General features: G+C 53.1%; 7 protein-coding genes. 4 read left to right on the top strand and 3 right to left on the bottom strand.

What is annotated here, in order from left to right:
• The first annotated feature begins 110 nt into the window (after positions 1–110).
• Complete coding sequence (locus MK110_07005) at positions 111–992, top strand: WD40 repeat domain-containing protein (GenBank protein ID MCH2211034.1); 882 nt, start codon at positions 111–113, stop codon at positions 990–992.
• A 170-nt stretch (positions 993–1162) separates the two neighbouring features.
• Here the strand turns inward: MK110_07005 and MK110_07000 are convergent, their stop codons facing one another.
• Positions 1163–2245 (bottom strand): hypothetical protein, encoded by a 1083-nt coding sequence (locus MK110_07000; protein MCH2211033.1) that lies wholly within the window; start codon positions 2243–2245, stop codon positions 1163–1165.
• Between the two features lie 1278 nt (positions 2246–3523).
• Entirely contained in the window at positions 3524–4456 is a 933-nt protein-coding gene (locus tag MK110_06995) for a CBS domain-containing protein (GenBank protein ID MCH2211032.1), read from the bottom strand.
• Positions 4457–4886: 430 nt separating this feature from the next.
• Here MK110_06995 and MK110_06990 point away from each other — a divergent pair, with 430 nt between their 5' ends.
• From MK110_06990 to MK110_06980, 3 genes are read left to right on the top strand one after another with little or no spacing between them, the layout of a single operon-like run.
• On the top strand, positions 4887–8228 hold the full coding sequence (locus MK110_06990) for an efflux RND transporter permease subunit (protein ID MCH2211031.1): 3342 nt from the start codon (positions 4887–4889) through the stop codon (positions 8226–8228).
• 56 nt (positions 8229–8284) lie between these two features.
• Positions 8285–10291: a UvrD-helicase domain-containing protein gene (locus MK110_06985; GenBank protein ID MCH2211030.1), complete on the top strand. Its 2007-nt coding sequence runs from the start codon at positions 8285–8287 to the stop codon at positions 10289–10291.
• Positions 10292–10310: 19 nt separating this feature from the next.
• A complete protein-coding gene (locus tag MK110_06980) occupies positions 10311–12959 on the top strand; it encodes a hypothetical protein (GenBank protein ID MCH2211029.1) in 2649 nt (882 codons plus the stop codon).
• Positions 12960–13063: 104 nt separating this feature from the next.
• Here the strand turns inward: MK110_06980 and MK110_06975 are convergent, their stop codons facing one another.
• Positions 13064–14044 carry an aldo/keto reductase gene (locus tag MK110_06975; protein ID MCH2211028.1) on the bottom strand — a complete coding sequence of 327 codons (981 nt, stop codon included), beginning with the start codon at positions 14042–14044 and terminating at the stop codon, positions 13064–13066.
• Between the last annotated feature and the right edge of the window lie 222 nt (positions 14045–14266).

Genomic DNA, 14266 nt, shown 5'->3' with positions numbered 1-14266 from the left:
TGGCTTGAACGTGATTCAGGTGGCCCGGTGGATTCCGCGAGTGGTTCATCGACGTGCCGTGTCTATGCAGGATCTCAATTTATATTGCGGTAAAGGGACAGTGACAGTTCGTGGCTATTGAACCGGCTCTTACTCTGCGGCACGACAACGCCGTTTATTGCGTCGCTTTCTCTTCAGACGGCAGTTTGCTGGCGACTGGCAGCCTTGGTGAATCAATCAGGATCTGGGAACTTCCTTCCGGTCGGGAGAAACTGCATTTGAGTGGACACCGCGATGCAGTGTGCGCACTCGTGTTCCGGCAGGGGGATTCGACACTGCTGTCAGCGAGTCTGGATAAGACGATGCGGATCTGGGACCCTGTCTCGGGAAAACTTCGGTCCACAATGACGGGGCATTCTCAGTATTTGACGTGTATGGCCCCATCACCGGTGAATGCCACAGCTGTTTCCGGTTCGCACGACAAAAATCTGATTCTGTGGGACATCTCAGCCGGTCGCCAGCTGGCCACTCTGTCGGGACACACAGATTTTGTCAGCTGTGCAGCGTTTTCTCCCGACGGTCGGTTTGTGGCATCCGGCGGTCGTGATTTTCTGATTCGTATCTGGGACGTTCAGTCAAAACAGCAGGTCCGTCAAATTGGTCCCCATCCAAATCGAATCAAAAGCCTGGATTTTTCACCGGACGGCACCACCATTGTCGCCAGTGATGACACTTCTGTGATTCGACTGTGGAACTTCGTATCCGGTAAAGTCGAACGTACGTTTGAGGAACACCGGCGTCCTGTGAAAACGGTAGCCTTTTCTCCGGACGGCCGGCAACTGGCGTCCGGCGGTACCGACGCAACGGTGCTGGTTCGCGAGACAGGTTCCGGGAAAATGCTGCATGCATTTCAGGGCCACCGAAACACAATCTACAGTCTTGCCTGGTCGGCAGACGCCGGTCGTCTGGCGTCGGGGGCATTCGACCGAACGGCCTGTGTGTGGGAGCTCTGACCACGGACGTTTACATTGGTCTCAGACAGGTCATTTCGAATTTATCACGGATATGGAGTGTCGGGAATTCCTTCCGCGTTTGTGACGGGACCAAATCAAAAGAAAGAAGCCCACGTGTTGTGGGCTTCTTTAAAATTCAGTTGCCGGTTTTTCGGCTGACGGCTCTGACTTTACTTACAGCCTTCACAGGTTGGCACACATGGATCGCTGCAGACGGGAACCTTGCGGCAGACCAGTCGAGGGACACAGCGTGTCATCGTGATCGGGACCTGTCGAGGAACACATTTGGTGCGAGTTGTCATGCGGGTTTCACAAACCTGACGACAGGTGGTGTAGGGGACCTTGCGAGTGCAGGTCTGTTTGACCATTCGGCAGCAGGTGTAAGGAATCTTTTTGGTGACACAATGTGTCTCCATCCGGCATCTGGTGTAGGGAACCTGTTTTTTAATACAGTGGTTTGTCCAGGTGCAGGTTGTATAGGGAACCCGTTTGGTGCGTGTTTCAGTCACCATACTGCAGACCGTATACGGAACCTGCTTTGAACATGTTTCTGTGGTGAACGAACAGGTGGTATATGGAACACGTCGTGTGCAGGTTTGAGGAATGCGACGGCAGACGGTATACGGAACTTTTTTATGGCAGACTTCCGGAACCATCCGAGTGCATTGAATCTGCTTTTTGACTATTTTTGGGCACCAGACGCGACAACAAATCGTGCGGCCTGGACACTGAACCTGAGTTTCGGTCGGACAGCACGAATCAGGATCGGGGACGCACTTGGTAACGACGGGACCAGGAATGTGTCGCGTGATTGTTTTCCATTCACCACTGCAGACATCGACACAACGCGTTTCTGTCACAGGCTTACATACCGTATAGCACACATCACGGTAACAGGTTTGAGTTTCTGTGCGCCATGTTGTGTAGCACTCATCACGATAGCAGGTCTTATAGCAGGGACGGCGGACTTTGTAGCACACTGTGCGGTAGCACGTCTTGTAGCAGGGTTTGCAGACCTTGTAGCAAACGTCCCGGTAACACGTCTTGTAGCAGGGCTTACGGACGTTGCAGGTTACGGTGCGATAACACGTTTCCATTACCGGCTTGCAGATTTTCTGCTGAACACAGCGGTACTTCGTCTCGTACACAGGTTTGCAGACGGTGTAGCACTCATCCCGGTAACAGGTTTCATACACATTTCGGACACATTGAACCGGTATCGTCTCGGTGCACTGGTCGTAGACTGTCTTCATGCACGTGTACTGCTGTTGTTCCATGACAACTTCAGTGACTGTGCGATACTGAGGACAGCAGTTAGATTTCGCGGCGGTAAAATCTCCGCTTTCATTGCAGGCCTGGGCGGGGCAGTTCGCAAAACTACCTGCTCCGCACAGCCCGGCCATTAGTAGACCACTGTTTAGCAGTACGGTAACTGCAGCAGCGGCTCCAACCATGAGCCTTCTCATCACCTGATACCTCATCATTTGGTATTCGGATAGAATCGGGGAAAGTCTTGTAAACAAGTCTTCGTCTACCTGAACCACCCATCATTACCTGTCTGCCTAAAGCACAAGGTTTGCTCGAGGAGAACGCGCTAAGTGAGCCAGACAACCGTTAAGGTCGGAATAACCACCACTCCGACATGAATTTCACGGAAATCTTTAATGGAAAAAGGGCAAAATAGGAGGCATGGGTCTCCCCTGGTGTTTCCACGTGCGTTGGGATCTGTTGTTTCTGCCGGTACTTGTTTTGAGCGGCAGGAACCACTGAAATACAGGTGGTAGTGGTGAATCTGTGTTGTCAACTCACCTTGTGTGGAACCACCCAAACATTGAGTCGACCGGCGGTGGCATCAGCGTGACTTGGACATCGTTTATGGCGCAGGTCTGATTGGGAGGGGTGAACAGGAAACGCCGTTCACGCAGTCAAGGCGGGCTTGTCTTCGTTGTTCTCTGATCCTGAGGAGGTCCGCCGTGATCGCGCGAATATTTGCAGCCCTCCTAATGGTTGTTGTTTTCAGCAGCACCGCATCAGCTGGTCACAAACATTACTATTATTCTCACCCGGCGTAAGCTTATGCGTACGTGTATCCGGCTCCGGTCTATGTGGCCCCGGTGATCGTAGATCATCCGGCATATGTAATTCCAGCTCCGGTGTATTACCGTCCGGCTCCCGCATACTATCATCCGATTCGTCACAGCTTGTTTTCGCGTGGATATTGGCCGTATCGTGGTGAAGTGGAAATCGATGAGGATTTCGGGCGTCATGGTTACGAAATCCAAATCGATTACGACGACTGAGCAGTCTGACATTCGTTTCCGCCCGAAGGGATACCGGTGTCAGTTCCGTGTGAACTCCTGTCGAGCCGGCAGGTGGTCGCAGGCAAAGTGAAGGAACCTAAATTCCTTCGTGGAGCATTCTCGCAACCGGTCGGTTTCTACCAGGTTGTCTGAGTTCCCGTTAAGAGGAACGGGATGACAGTCGTAAGCCGTTTTGAATTTCTTAAGCGTAAGGGAAAGGTGCCTGCCGAATCAGTTCAGCGCACTCACTTCATCCCGACTGTGGACGGAGCTCAGATAAAGCGATTGTCCAACGTTTGCTGAGTCTTGGATTTTTGGAAAGAATCGTTCCACGGCCCGCAGTAAATCACTGCGGCTGATCTGCCCCGCCAGTCTCATATTGTCCACCACCGGAAGTTGTCGTGCTGACGAATGGATAAACATCTGAGCGACGGTGAGCACATCGGCATTGGAACTGATCGTCGGGATTTCACGTTCCATCCACGCACCGACTTTCATGACCTGATTTGCATTGGAAAGTTCAGACTGAGCACCGGAAAGACCGGCGTCGATCCGTGCGTTAGCGGCGCTGAGGGCATCCCGGCGGTTCACCTGTCCCAGCAACTGTCCGTTGCGAACCACCATCAGCCTTCGAAACTCAGAATGGCGGAACCGATCGATGATCTCATCGAGTCTCGTGTCTTCAGTGATTTGACGACGTTCGTCTCGATCCAGCCAGGCAGTGACGCGAGCCGATGGCAACTGTTCCCAGCACAGTCCCACAAATACACGAGTCGCGGACTTTTCAGAGAAGACACCCAGCAGATTACCCTGGTCGTCGATCACCGGAGCCCCGGACACACGATTTTCGAGCAGCAGGGTTGCAGCTGAAAAAGTGTCGATGGTCGATCGGAGTACCAGATTCTGATGGAGCAGGTCCGAAGCTTTTACTGTACGCAGGGGTGAACAGTTTGCAGTGGCTTCCAACTCTGCCAGTTCCAGTGCTTCGATGGCTGTTCCTTCCGAAAATCGTCCGGCAAACTGGCCGGATGTGTCGACAACGGGAAGGCCGGAGACACTGTGAGTAATCAGCAGCTCAATTGCGTCCGGAACACGAGCGCCGGTTGTCGTGGTGTACAGACGAGTCGTCATAATGTCTGCGGCTGTCACCGTCGAAGTATCCATTGGAATCCTTTACTCTGGGACTGACATACAACAACTCGGCGGGTGCTCCTTAAGGTCCGCAGTTACATGCCCACAAACCATATTTGCTGAAAGCGTTCCGTTATTGTCGCCTCACCAGTGCGACATGGCAATCCTCTGTTTCCCATTATTTGCCGAAAACCCCCTGAATTCGGGAATGTTGTGTGCTCAGTGTTGACTTGGTGCTGTAAACGGACGTTTCAATCGAATCCGAAGAACCGGAATCACCCGCAGGAACTGGTGCGAGTTCACTGACCTTTCCGTAGAATGTCTAAGTCAAGCCGATCTGTCATCGGACCCGTGTTGTGATCGGAATTCTTCGACGTGACGTGTTCGCGTCCACCGCAGAACGCTGCTCAGGTTTTTTGACTGCTGACTCTCCTTTACGTCTGTTTCCTTCCGCCGGTGTGCAATGTCTCTGCCGTCCTTCAGTGTTCGCAATTCTGTACTTGTGAATATGCTGATGCTGGTGCTGCTTGCATCCGGTTTCATCATGGCGTTTACGCTGCAGCGCGAGATGTTTCCGGAGTCGCGTCCTGACAAGCTGCTGATTTCCGCGGTCTATCCTGGCGTTCAGCCCGAAGATGTTGAGAAGGCCGTCACAATCAAAATTGAGGAATCCGTTCGCAGTCTGGAAGGCATCGAGAAGATTGAGGCTCAGGTCGGCGAAGGTGTCAGTTTCGTTACGCTGACGGTTTCTCAGTCCGTGCGGAATGTGGATGTGTTAATGCAGGAGGTACGTAACGAGCTGGATGCGATTCAGGATCTGCCTGATGATGTGGAGGAAATCCGGCTGAGCAAGGTGGAACCTCAACTTCCCGTAATCGCGATTTCGGTCTTTGGCGACGGAGACGAACGATCGATGAAGCGGGCAGCGAATCAGTTACGGGACGACCTGCTTGGGCTGCCGGGTGTCAGCAAAGTCCAGCTGAACGGCATTCGTGAAGACGAGATCTATGTGGATGTCCTTCCGGATCAGTTGTTGAAATACGACGTAACGTTCGAAGAAATCGCGTTGGCAATTCGGCGGGCGAATCTTGACATCAGCGGGGGACGTTTGAAGGGAAATCGCAGTACGGTTGCGGTGCGGACGATGGGAGAACAGCAGAGTGCCGCAGGGCTTGAAGACATCGTGATTCGTGCGGAAACCGGCGGACGTCGTATTCAGCTGAAAGATGTCGCTGAACTTTCAGACGCGTTTGTAGACACCGATCTCAGACTGGAATTTAAAGGCCAGCAGGCAGTTGATGTGGTGGTGTTCAGTGGTCAGACGGAAGATGTGGTTGAGATTGCTGCTGTGATTAAGACCTGGTTTGCTGCTCGAAACGGTGATTCGTACACCGGTCCCTCGCTTCGACTCTGTCAGGCACTGTCCATGCTCGGACGAGCCAATCTTTACGAAATCGATCAACAGTCACGCAGCAACCCTTTTACCGATGAATTTAAGTATCAGCTTCACACAGACATTGCCCGCTTCGTTGAGGGACGTCTGGATCTGATGCTGCGCAACGGAAGAGTGGGACTCATTTTAGTTCTGATTTCGCTGAATATCTTTTTGAACTGGCGTGTGGCCTGGTGGGCCGCCGTGGGACTTGTTGTTTCATTTACCGGAACATTTGCCGCGATGTTCGTATTCGGAGCCTCAATCAATCTGCTGTCCATGTTCGCGATGATCATTGTTTTGGGGATCATCGTGGATGACGCCATCGTGATTGGTGAAAACATCTACCGGCATGTTGAAGAGGGAGTCCCGCCGGAACGGGCGGCGGTACTCGGGGCGGAAGAGGTTATGTGGCCGGTGATTGTTGCTGTGGCTACCACGATCGGAGCCTTTGCCCCGCTGTTCTTTATCAGGGGGCAGGTTGGCGACTTCATGGCCCAGCTTCCTCTGGTGGTGATTGCGGCGCTGGTCGTTTCGCTGATTGAAGCCCTGGTGATCCTGCCGGCGCATCTGAAACATCTTCCTGCCTCGGCTTCCTCTCAGGGGGCAACAGCAGCCGACACTGCTGTTGCCGGTTTAAAAAACCGGATCATGCGGTCATGGGTGCATGGTCCCTACGAATCTGTCCTGCGAACTTGTCTGAAATGGAGATACGTGACTGTTGCGACGTCGATGGGGGCTTGTATTCTGGCCGGCGGGCTGCTGGCCGGAGGTATCGTCAAGTGGGCATTTATCCAGGAGATGGACAGCGAATCACTCATCTGTGCACTGGAAATGCCGATCGGCACAACATCTGATCGGGTTCAGCGGGAATTGGGACGTCTTTCGGATTTTATTGGGGCCGATAAAGGACTGAAGGAAGAGGTCTTAAACGTGCGGACGACTGCGGGCCGCCAGTATGACATGACGGGCGCCGGCTCCGTTGGTTTTGATGACCAAAGCCATTTGGGACAACTGGTGATTGAGCTGAAGCCTGCTGACAAACGTGCGCGATCCAGTACAGAGATCCTGGCTTCTTTAAGAAAATTCTGTGAAGAGCAGTTGCGCGGAATCAATTCTGTGCGCTGGGAAGCGATGAACGGCGGACCGGGAGGTCGTGATATTCAGATCAGTCTGTCCGGTTTGAGTGATGACCGACTTCCCGGAGCCACTCATGATCTCAAACGCATGATCGCAGAAATCGAAGGGGTCTATGATCTTGATGATGATTTTGACCTCGGACGCCGGGAACTTCGGCTCAAACTTCTGGATTCGGCGACGCCGACAGGGGTTACTGTTGGTAGCCTGGGCCTGCACGTTCGCGGCGCTTTATACGGGCAGGAAGCCCGACGAATTACGCGCAATCGCGAAGATGTGCGAATCATGGTGCGGTATCCGCAAGAATATCGCACGAATACCTGGAATGTTGAGAAGATGTGGCTTCCTGGACCCGGATTGCCTGGACAGCGGAACTGGATGCCGATGGACGAAATTGCTGCGGCCGAAATGGGAGTGGGTTACTCAACGATCACTCGGTATCAACAGACGCGATCTGCCACGATTACCGCATCCGTGGACGACGCGGTTGTTCCCGGTACCAGTACAGTACAAAAAGCAATACAGGATCTGGTCAGCAGCCGACTGCTGCCGGTCTATCCGGGTTTGAAGGTAGAATTTCTCGGCGAAGCAGAGGAAATGCGAAAGTCATTTGGTTCGCTGCGGATGGCGTTTCCTGTCGCCCTTCTTATCATTTACGGAATGCTGGCCGGGTTGTTTAAATCGTACACACAGCCGCTGGTCGTGATGTCGGCAATCCCGTTTGGTTTTCTTGGTGCAGTGGTCGGTCACTGGGTGACGGGCGAGACGTTTACCATCATGAGCTCTATTGGACTGGTTGCACTGGCAGGAATTTTGGTCAATGACTCACTTGTGCTGGTTGATTTTGTCAACAGGCGAATGGCTGCCGGACTTTCGGCTCTGGAAGCCAGTGTGGACGGTGCCCGTAAACGGTTGAGAGCAATACTTCTTACAACGTTGACCACCGCATCCGGTCTGGTTCCCTTGATGTTTGAAAAAAGCTTTCAGGCAAAATTTCTGATTCCCATGGCAGTAACGCTTACATTCGGTCTGATTTTTGCCACAGCGCTTACGTTGATTCTTGTCCCGTGCCTGAATCTGATTCGTGATGATCTGATAACACAGTCTGTTCAACTGCGCATCGTTCGAGGTCGGGTTCTGCGATTTTTCGGCTTGGGGCGTCCCGATCACAATGCCGTTGATGACGACCACGCTTCGCTGCCGTCTGAAAGCGAACGCACTATCACACCAATGTGATTCCTCTGTCTTATTGCACCCTTTGCTGCTCACCGCGAGTTTCCTTATTCGATCTTATGCCTGACCTTACGGGACTTAATCCGGCTCAATGTGAAGCTGTCACAACATTGTCGGGGCCGTTGCTTGTGCTGGCCGGAGCCGGCACCGGAAAAACGCGAGTGATCACGTATCGTATGGTCAATCTGATTGCCAGCGGAATCAAAGCTGATCGGATCCTGTCGGTGACATTTACCAACAAGGCAGCCCGGGAAATGCGTCAAAGGACGATGCAGCTGCTCAGTCGACGAACGCAGTTCACACCAGTGGTGACGACGTTTCACGCCTGGTGTGTTCGAGTCCTGCGGGAAGACATTGAAGTTCTTGGTTATCCAAAAATGTTTTCAATTTATGACCGCAGCGATCAGGAGTCTGCCGCGCGCAGGACTCTGAGAGATATTCGTGTGGGCGAGAAATCGATGAGACCGGGAGATCTGATTAACCGAATCAGTCGCTGGAAAATGTCAGGCATTAGTGAAGATCGGGCCGGCGACCATGTCGAGTCTGATTTCGACTACCTGGCTTCGATGGCGTATCGGCGTTACCAGCAGTTGCTTCGAGCCAGTGGGGCCGTGGATTTCGACGATCTACTGCTCCTGACAGTTCGGTTGTTTGAATCCAGCGAAGCGGTCCTCCAAAAGCACCAGGCTCGTTTTGACCACGTTCAGATCGACGAGTACCAGGATACTAACGGTGTTCAGTTTGATCTGATGGCTCATTTGGTGTCGGAGCATCGAAATATCTGTGTGGTTGGAGACGATGACCAGTCTATCTACGGCTGGCGAGGTGCCGAAGTCGAGCACATCCTCAATTTCAGCGGACACTTCCCGGGCACAAAAACGGTTCGTCTGGAAAATAACTACCGCTGCACAGATCAGATCATTCATCTGGCGAATCGTCTGGTGCGGCACAATCGCAATCGTCACGACAAAAAACTCATTGCTCACAAAAGCCAGGGGGCTCCGGTGCGGATGCTGGCGTTCAATGATGAAACAGCCGAATCGGAGCACGTCGTTGGTGAAATTGAGTATCTGGTCAGTGAACTTGGTGTACGACCACGGGATGTGGCAATTCTGTTTCGTACAAACCAGCAGCCGCGACTGTTTGAAACGGAGATGAGGCGGCAGAATGTTCCCTATCGCCTGTTCGGAGGGCAGTCCTTTTTCGACCGAAAAGAAATCCGTGATATTGTGAGCTACCTGAAAGTTGTCGCCAATCCGGCTGATGAATCTTCTCTGTTGCGAATCATCAATACACCGGCCCGGGGAATTGGCACATCGACAACCGAGAAACTTGTCGCACTGGCCGTGCAGCGGGGGCTGTCGCTTTGGAAGGTCATTCCGGAAGTTGCCCGATCCGGCATTATTCCTGCGCGAGCACTGGCTGCAGTAACGGCTTTTCGTCAGTTGTTGAACCGATATCGGGAGGAAATGATGCAGCGACCGCGTCAGCTGGCTGAAACGGCCCGCCGGCTGCTCACGGAAATCGATTATGATTCTGAAATTAAGCGACAGTATAAAGATGAGTCCCGTCAGGATCAGCGCCGGGCAGTGATCGAAGATCTGGTGAATTCAATGGCTCAGTATGTTGAACGTGAATCCCGCCCGTCGCTGGTTGGATTTCTGGAAACAACCGCTCTTCTGGATCGTGATGAGGATCCGAATGAAGATGACGATTCCAATCAGGTTTCACTGATGACACTGCATTCCGCAAAGGGGCTGGAATTTCCTCGTGTGTATCTTGTGGGTATGGAAGAGAATCTGCTGCCTCACAAACGCAGTGTCGAAAGTGGTCTTGAGAAGGACATTTCCGAAGAACGGCGATTGGCCTATGTTGGTGTCACACGCGCAATGGATCATCTGACATTGACAAGGGCTAAGACCAGGATGAAGTGGGGAAAACGACGTGAATCGGCGGCGTCCCGGTTTCTGTTTGAAATGCAGGAAATACCAGGAGCACAACTTCAGGAACAGCAAATCGGAGACGATGACCTGGAGGAATCCCCCGACATCAATGCACCTTTTTAGAGTGAATAGGACGGAGCCTGTGTCCAGTTTGAAAGCGATCGTGATCACGACGCTGATGATGCTGTTTGGTGCGGCATCCGCATCAGACGACAGCCTCGTGGAACCGCTGCGTCTGGAAGTTCTGCAATTGACTGCAAGACCGTCCAGCGGGCTGCTGCTACAGTTCAATCGACCGGTCAGCATCCATTTGCGCATCACAAATCAAACCGACGATCGGCTGCTCCTCGAACCGAGCCAGTTGCAGTTATTGTGTGAGCACACTGTCTGTCGCAGCATTCGTCCAGTTCAGGATGATATTCTGATCGACGGACAGCGGGATCTTGGCTCCGGAGAGACGATTGAAGGCTGGGTGCGTTTTCAGGTTGTGCGTCCGGTGTCGGAAGAGCCTTCGCTGGTACTGACCTGGAGAATTGGCGATTCCACACAAACGACCAGTGTCAATCGGGCGTTGAGAGATCTGGTCAATGCTCGTCATGTACGTGTTGGTTACCAACGAAGGATCGCGATCCTGTCAGTTGATCGTTCGGTTGATCTGATGACGCTGTGGGTTCTCAGTGAACAGTTTCGTATGTTGAAGGAACAGGGAATTGAACGATTGGTTCTGCAGGCTGATCCCGGTGAGTTACAGTCACTGCCGACAAATCTGTCCAACTGGCTCAGACTGGCAGACAGCAATGTTTCCGGGACCCGCAGGATTCCTGTGCGTGGACTGCGGGCACCGGTACAATTCCGCGAATTTCATATGACAGGATTCAGACGCCCGGGAGGTAGTGCGCGTCAGATCATGCATCAAACTCGCGAACAGGCCGTCTCCGCCGCTGCGCGAACTCTGTATGAACGACTGTCCGTCGAATCCGCTAGCGCAGAATTCACATCACCGGAATCCGGAATCCGTCGAGCTGTTCTCGAATGTACAATTGATCGTTTGGATCCCCCCGAGCTTACCCGTGTTCTGGACACGGTGCGCACCGGATTCAGTGGCCAGCGCCAGTTGGTGCTTGAGATGCTGGATCGAGTCAGTGACCCTCAGGGCCTGCAGGTGTTACGTATGACGCTGCTTTCGTATCTGCAGTCACCGCCCGATACAAGTAAATCCTTTTCCCCCGGCACGGCTGTTGTTGCTGCTCAAACACTTGTGCGCTGTATCGTTCCTGGAACGAATGCGGTCATGCATGAAGTCTGGGATGCCGCACATAAAGACAGGTCGCTGCGTGAGACAATCGTTCGGGAAATCCTGCGGACGCATGATTATCGCTGGACGAGACTGGCTGCTCAGTATGCCGCAGAAAGGCTGGATCACTTCTCTGTCGATCCTGCTGAACACAGTCACGGTACCGGTCAGTTTTCACCAACGGCGGGCACCACACAGGTCCTTCACAATTTGCTTCGGTTCCTGCATAACGACGATCGAGCGTTTCCTGAGGTGGCTGCTCGATACCTGCTCAGGGTCACGTCACCTCCGATTCAGGATGAATTACTGCGGATCGTGGTTGATTCCGGTAAGGTTGAACTGGCCCGTGAGTGCATTGTTGGACGTCTCGACGACGGCGCCATTAGTAAGTCACTTCTTGAAATGATTCACCGACTGCCGGATTCACGCTGGACCGAACGTCTTGCTGATCTCGGGACTGGTGAGGAACTTTCGAAGAGGTATCGGACGTCCACGTTCATGGCCGCCGTCCGTTGTGCTACCGGCGATCAGCTGAACACGATCATCGACACCCTTGCCGGTCTGGATAGAAATACACGCAGTCAGCTGTTTCAGCAGTTGAGTGCGATGAACCATCCTCGATGTACACAACTGCTGCAGACATCGCTGGAGGGAAACGACCAGGAACTGGTGACAGCTCTCACTTCGCTGAAGTTTGAACTGACTCCGGAAATGCTTCAGGGCATTGTCGATCGTTATGAGGTCTTTAGGATATCAGCTGTCGAACAGGGAGACCTGAATGGCTCAGAATACCGAATCGCCGCAAAGCTGTTGGCACAGTTGGGGACATTCGATCATCCCGAAGCACGTCGAATGATTAATCTGAGTCTGATCTCGCCCGCTGCCGGACTGCGTGAAGCGGCCCGTCAGCTGCGGCGCAGTGACAATCGTTCACGGACCCGGATTCAGAAGGCGGAACTTTGGGAACTCAGACGCAGCAAGCGGTTTGATGAGGCTATGGAACTGGTCAACGATCTGCTCGAAAGGGATCCGTTTGACTCCGATCTGCTGACGACGTGCGCTTCACTGAACATGCGGAAGGATCAGCTTCAGGAAGCACAGGCCTGTGTCATTGAGGCTAATCGCCTGAGTCCGGGGGATGTCATCACTGAAAGTACAGTTGCACTGCTGCAGGTTCGGCTCGGACAGCTTGAACCCGGACTCGCGAATGCGGAGACTGTTCTGAAACAGGTTCCGGACACCGCCGGGCGGTACTATGGCTGGACTCTGTACAATACGGCGTGTGTCTACGCACGAGCACTTGAGACAAAGGGGCTCTCCACCGCAGACAAACAACAACATCGGAAACGTGCCGTCGAACTGTTGCATCAGGCTGCGGATGCCGGAATCCATGATGAGTCACATGTGGTGAATGATCCCGATCTGGTCTCACTGCACGACCACCCCGACTGGTCGTCCATCATTGACCGGATTACGACAAACCAGGATGAGTCCTGATGTAAGGGAAACAGTGACGGCTTCGCCGCTGTCTGATCATCAGCAGTCTGCTGAATCGCCGGAGCTCATCAGGAGCATTGAGACGATAAATCCTCTGAAACGGTTCACTCGTCAGCTGCGGACGTCTTAGCTGACGATACGTTGACCGAACTTTCGTCATTGTTTTCCGGTCTGCCTTCCACATATGTCCAGTTATGAATCGGCTGCAGAATCGTCCGCACCTCCCGTAGTAACTGTTCGTCGACCGGTTCTTCAGCCCAGTCCAGCCATTGACTTACCCGACCGGGGTTTGCCGACCCGGTGATGCAGGTGGTGAAGTCAGGATTGGCAATTGAAAACTGCAGGGCGAGCTTTGCGATGTCGCTGCCGGCGGCAGCGCAGTGATCGGCAGCGGCCTTTGCGACCTGCCGTACATACGGAGTGGCTTTGTGCCAGATCGGCAATTCCGCATTCGTCAGCAGGCGAGCTGAAAACGGTGCCGCATTCATTATTCCCACACCTTGATCCTGGCAGAGTGGTATCAGTTCCGTGGCCATATCATTTTGCAATGTGTAGTGGTTGTACGTCAGCAGTACGTCGATCTCTGCGCGGGCCAGCACGTATCTGAACACATTCATGGGATAACCACTGATCCCAACATACCGCACTTTCCCTTTGTCAGCCTGACGCCGCAGTGCCGGCAGCGTTTCCTGAACGATCTGCGACAGGTCAACGAATTCGATATCGTGACACAAAACGATGTCCAGATAATCAACACCCAGGCGTTCCAGTGAGATGTCCAGACTTTCTTCAACCCGTCGTGCGCTGAAGTCGAAGTGTTGAGGGGCGTATCGTCCTAGTTTTGTACCCAGATAACAGGAATCCCGGCTGATTTCGGGCAATACCTGTCCCAGTAGAATTTCGCTCATTCCCCGTCCGTAGTACGGAGAAGTGTCGATGAAGTTCATACCCCGGTCGATTGCTACGTGAACGCTTCGTACGGCTTCGTCAAGATTGACTTTGCGAAATTCGGCTCCCAGAGACGACGCACCAAACGTCAGTGGTGTGAGTTGCATATCGGTTGTACCGAGTTGTCGGGGCTGCATCGGAATCCTTTGCTGCGGGTGATCAGATCAGGAGCCGCAGTGTATTCTTTCATTCGCTCCCACAGTGGAGATCGGTTGAAAATTCCTGAACGAAATCGGGTGACGGGTGTGTACCGAACAGCCGATCGAATGAGGATGCGAAACTGCAAATCCGTTCGCTATGTGTATCGAAAGTTCATAGACTCAGGAAGAATTAGCACGATTGGGGTTGTGCAGGCGTAT

This window comes from Fuerstiella sp. (assembly GCA_022447225.1).
Lineage (GTDB): Bacteria > Planctomycetota > Planctomycetia > Planctomycetales > Planctomycetaceae > S139-18.
Note: the sequence above shows the minus strand (reverse complement) of the source record. Positions and strands in the feature narration are given on the sequence as shown.

Coding starts and splice junctions, on each gene's coding strand:
- MK110_06990 (MCH2211031.1), top strand. CDS start 4,887: ATGTCTCTGCCGTCCTTCAGTGTTCGCAATTCTGTACTTGTGAATATG.
- MK110_06985 (MCH2211030.1), top strand. CDS start 8,285: ATGCCTGACCTTACGGGACTTAATCCGGCTCAATGTGAAGCTGTCACA.
- MK110_06975 (MCH2211028.1), bottom strand. CDS start 14,044: ATGCAGCCCCGACAACTCGGTACAACCGATATGCAACTCACACCACTG.
- MK110_07000 (MCH2211033.1), bottom strand. CDS start 2,245: ATGAAGACAGTCTACGACCAGTGCACCGAGACGATACCGGTTCAATGT.
- MK110_06995 (MCH2211032.1), bottom strand. CDS start 4,456: ATGGATACTTCGACGGTGACAGCCGCAGACATTATGACGACTCGTCTG.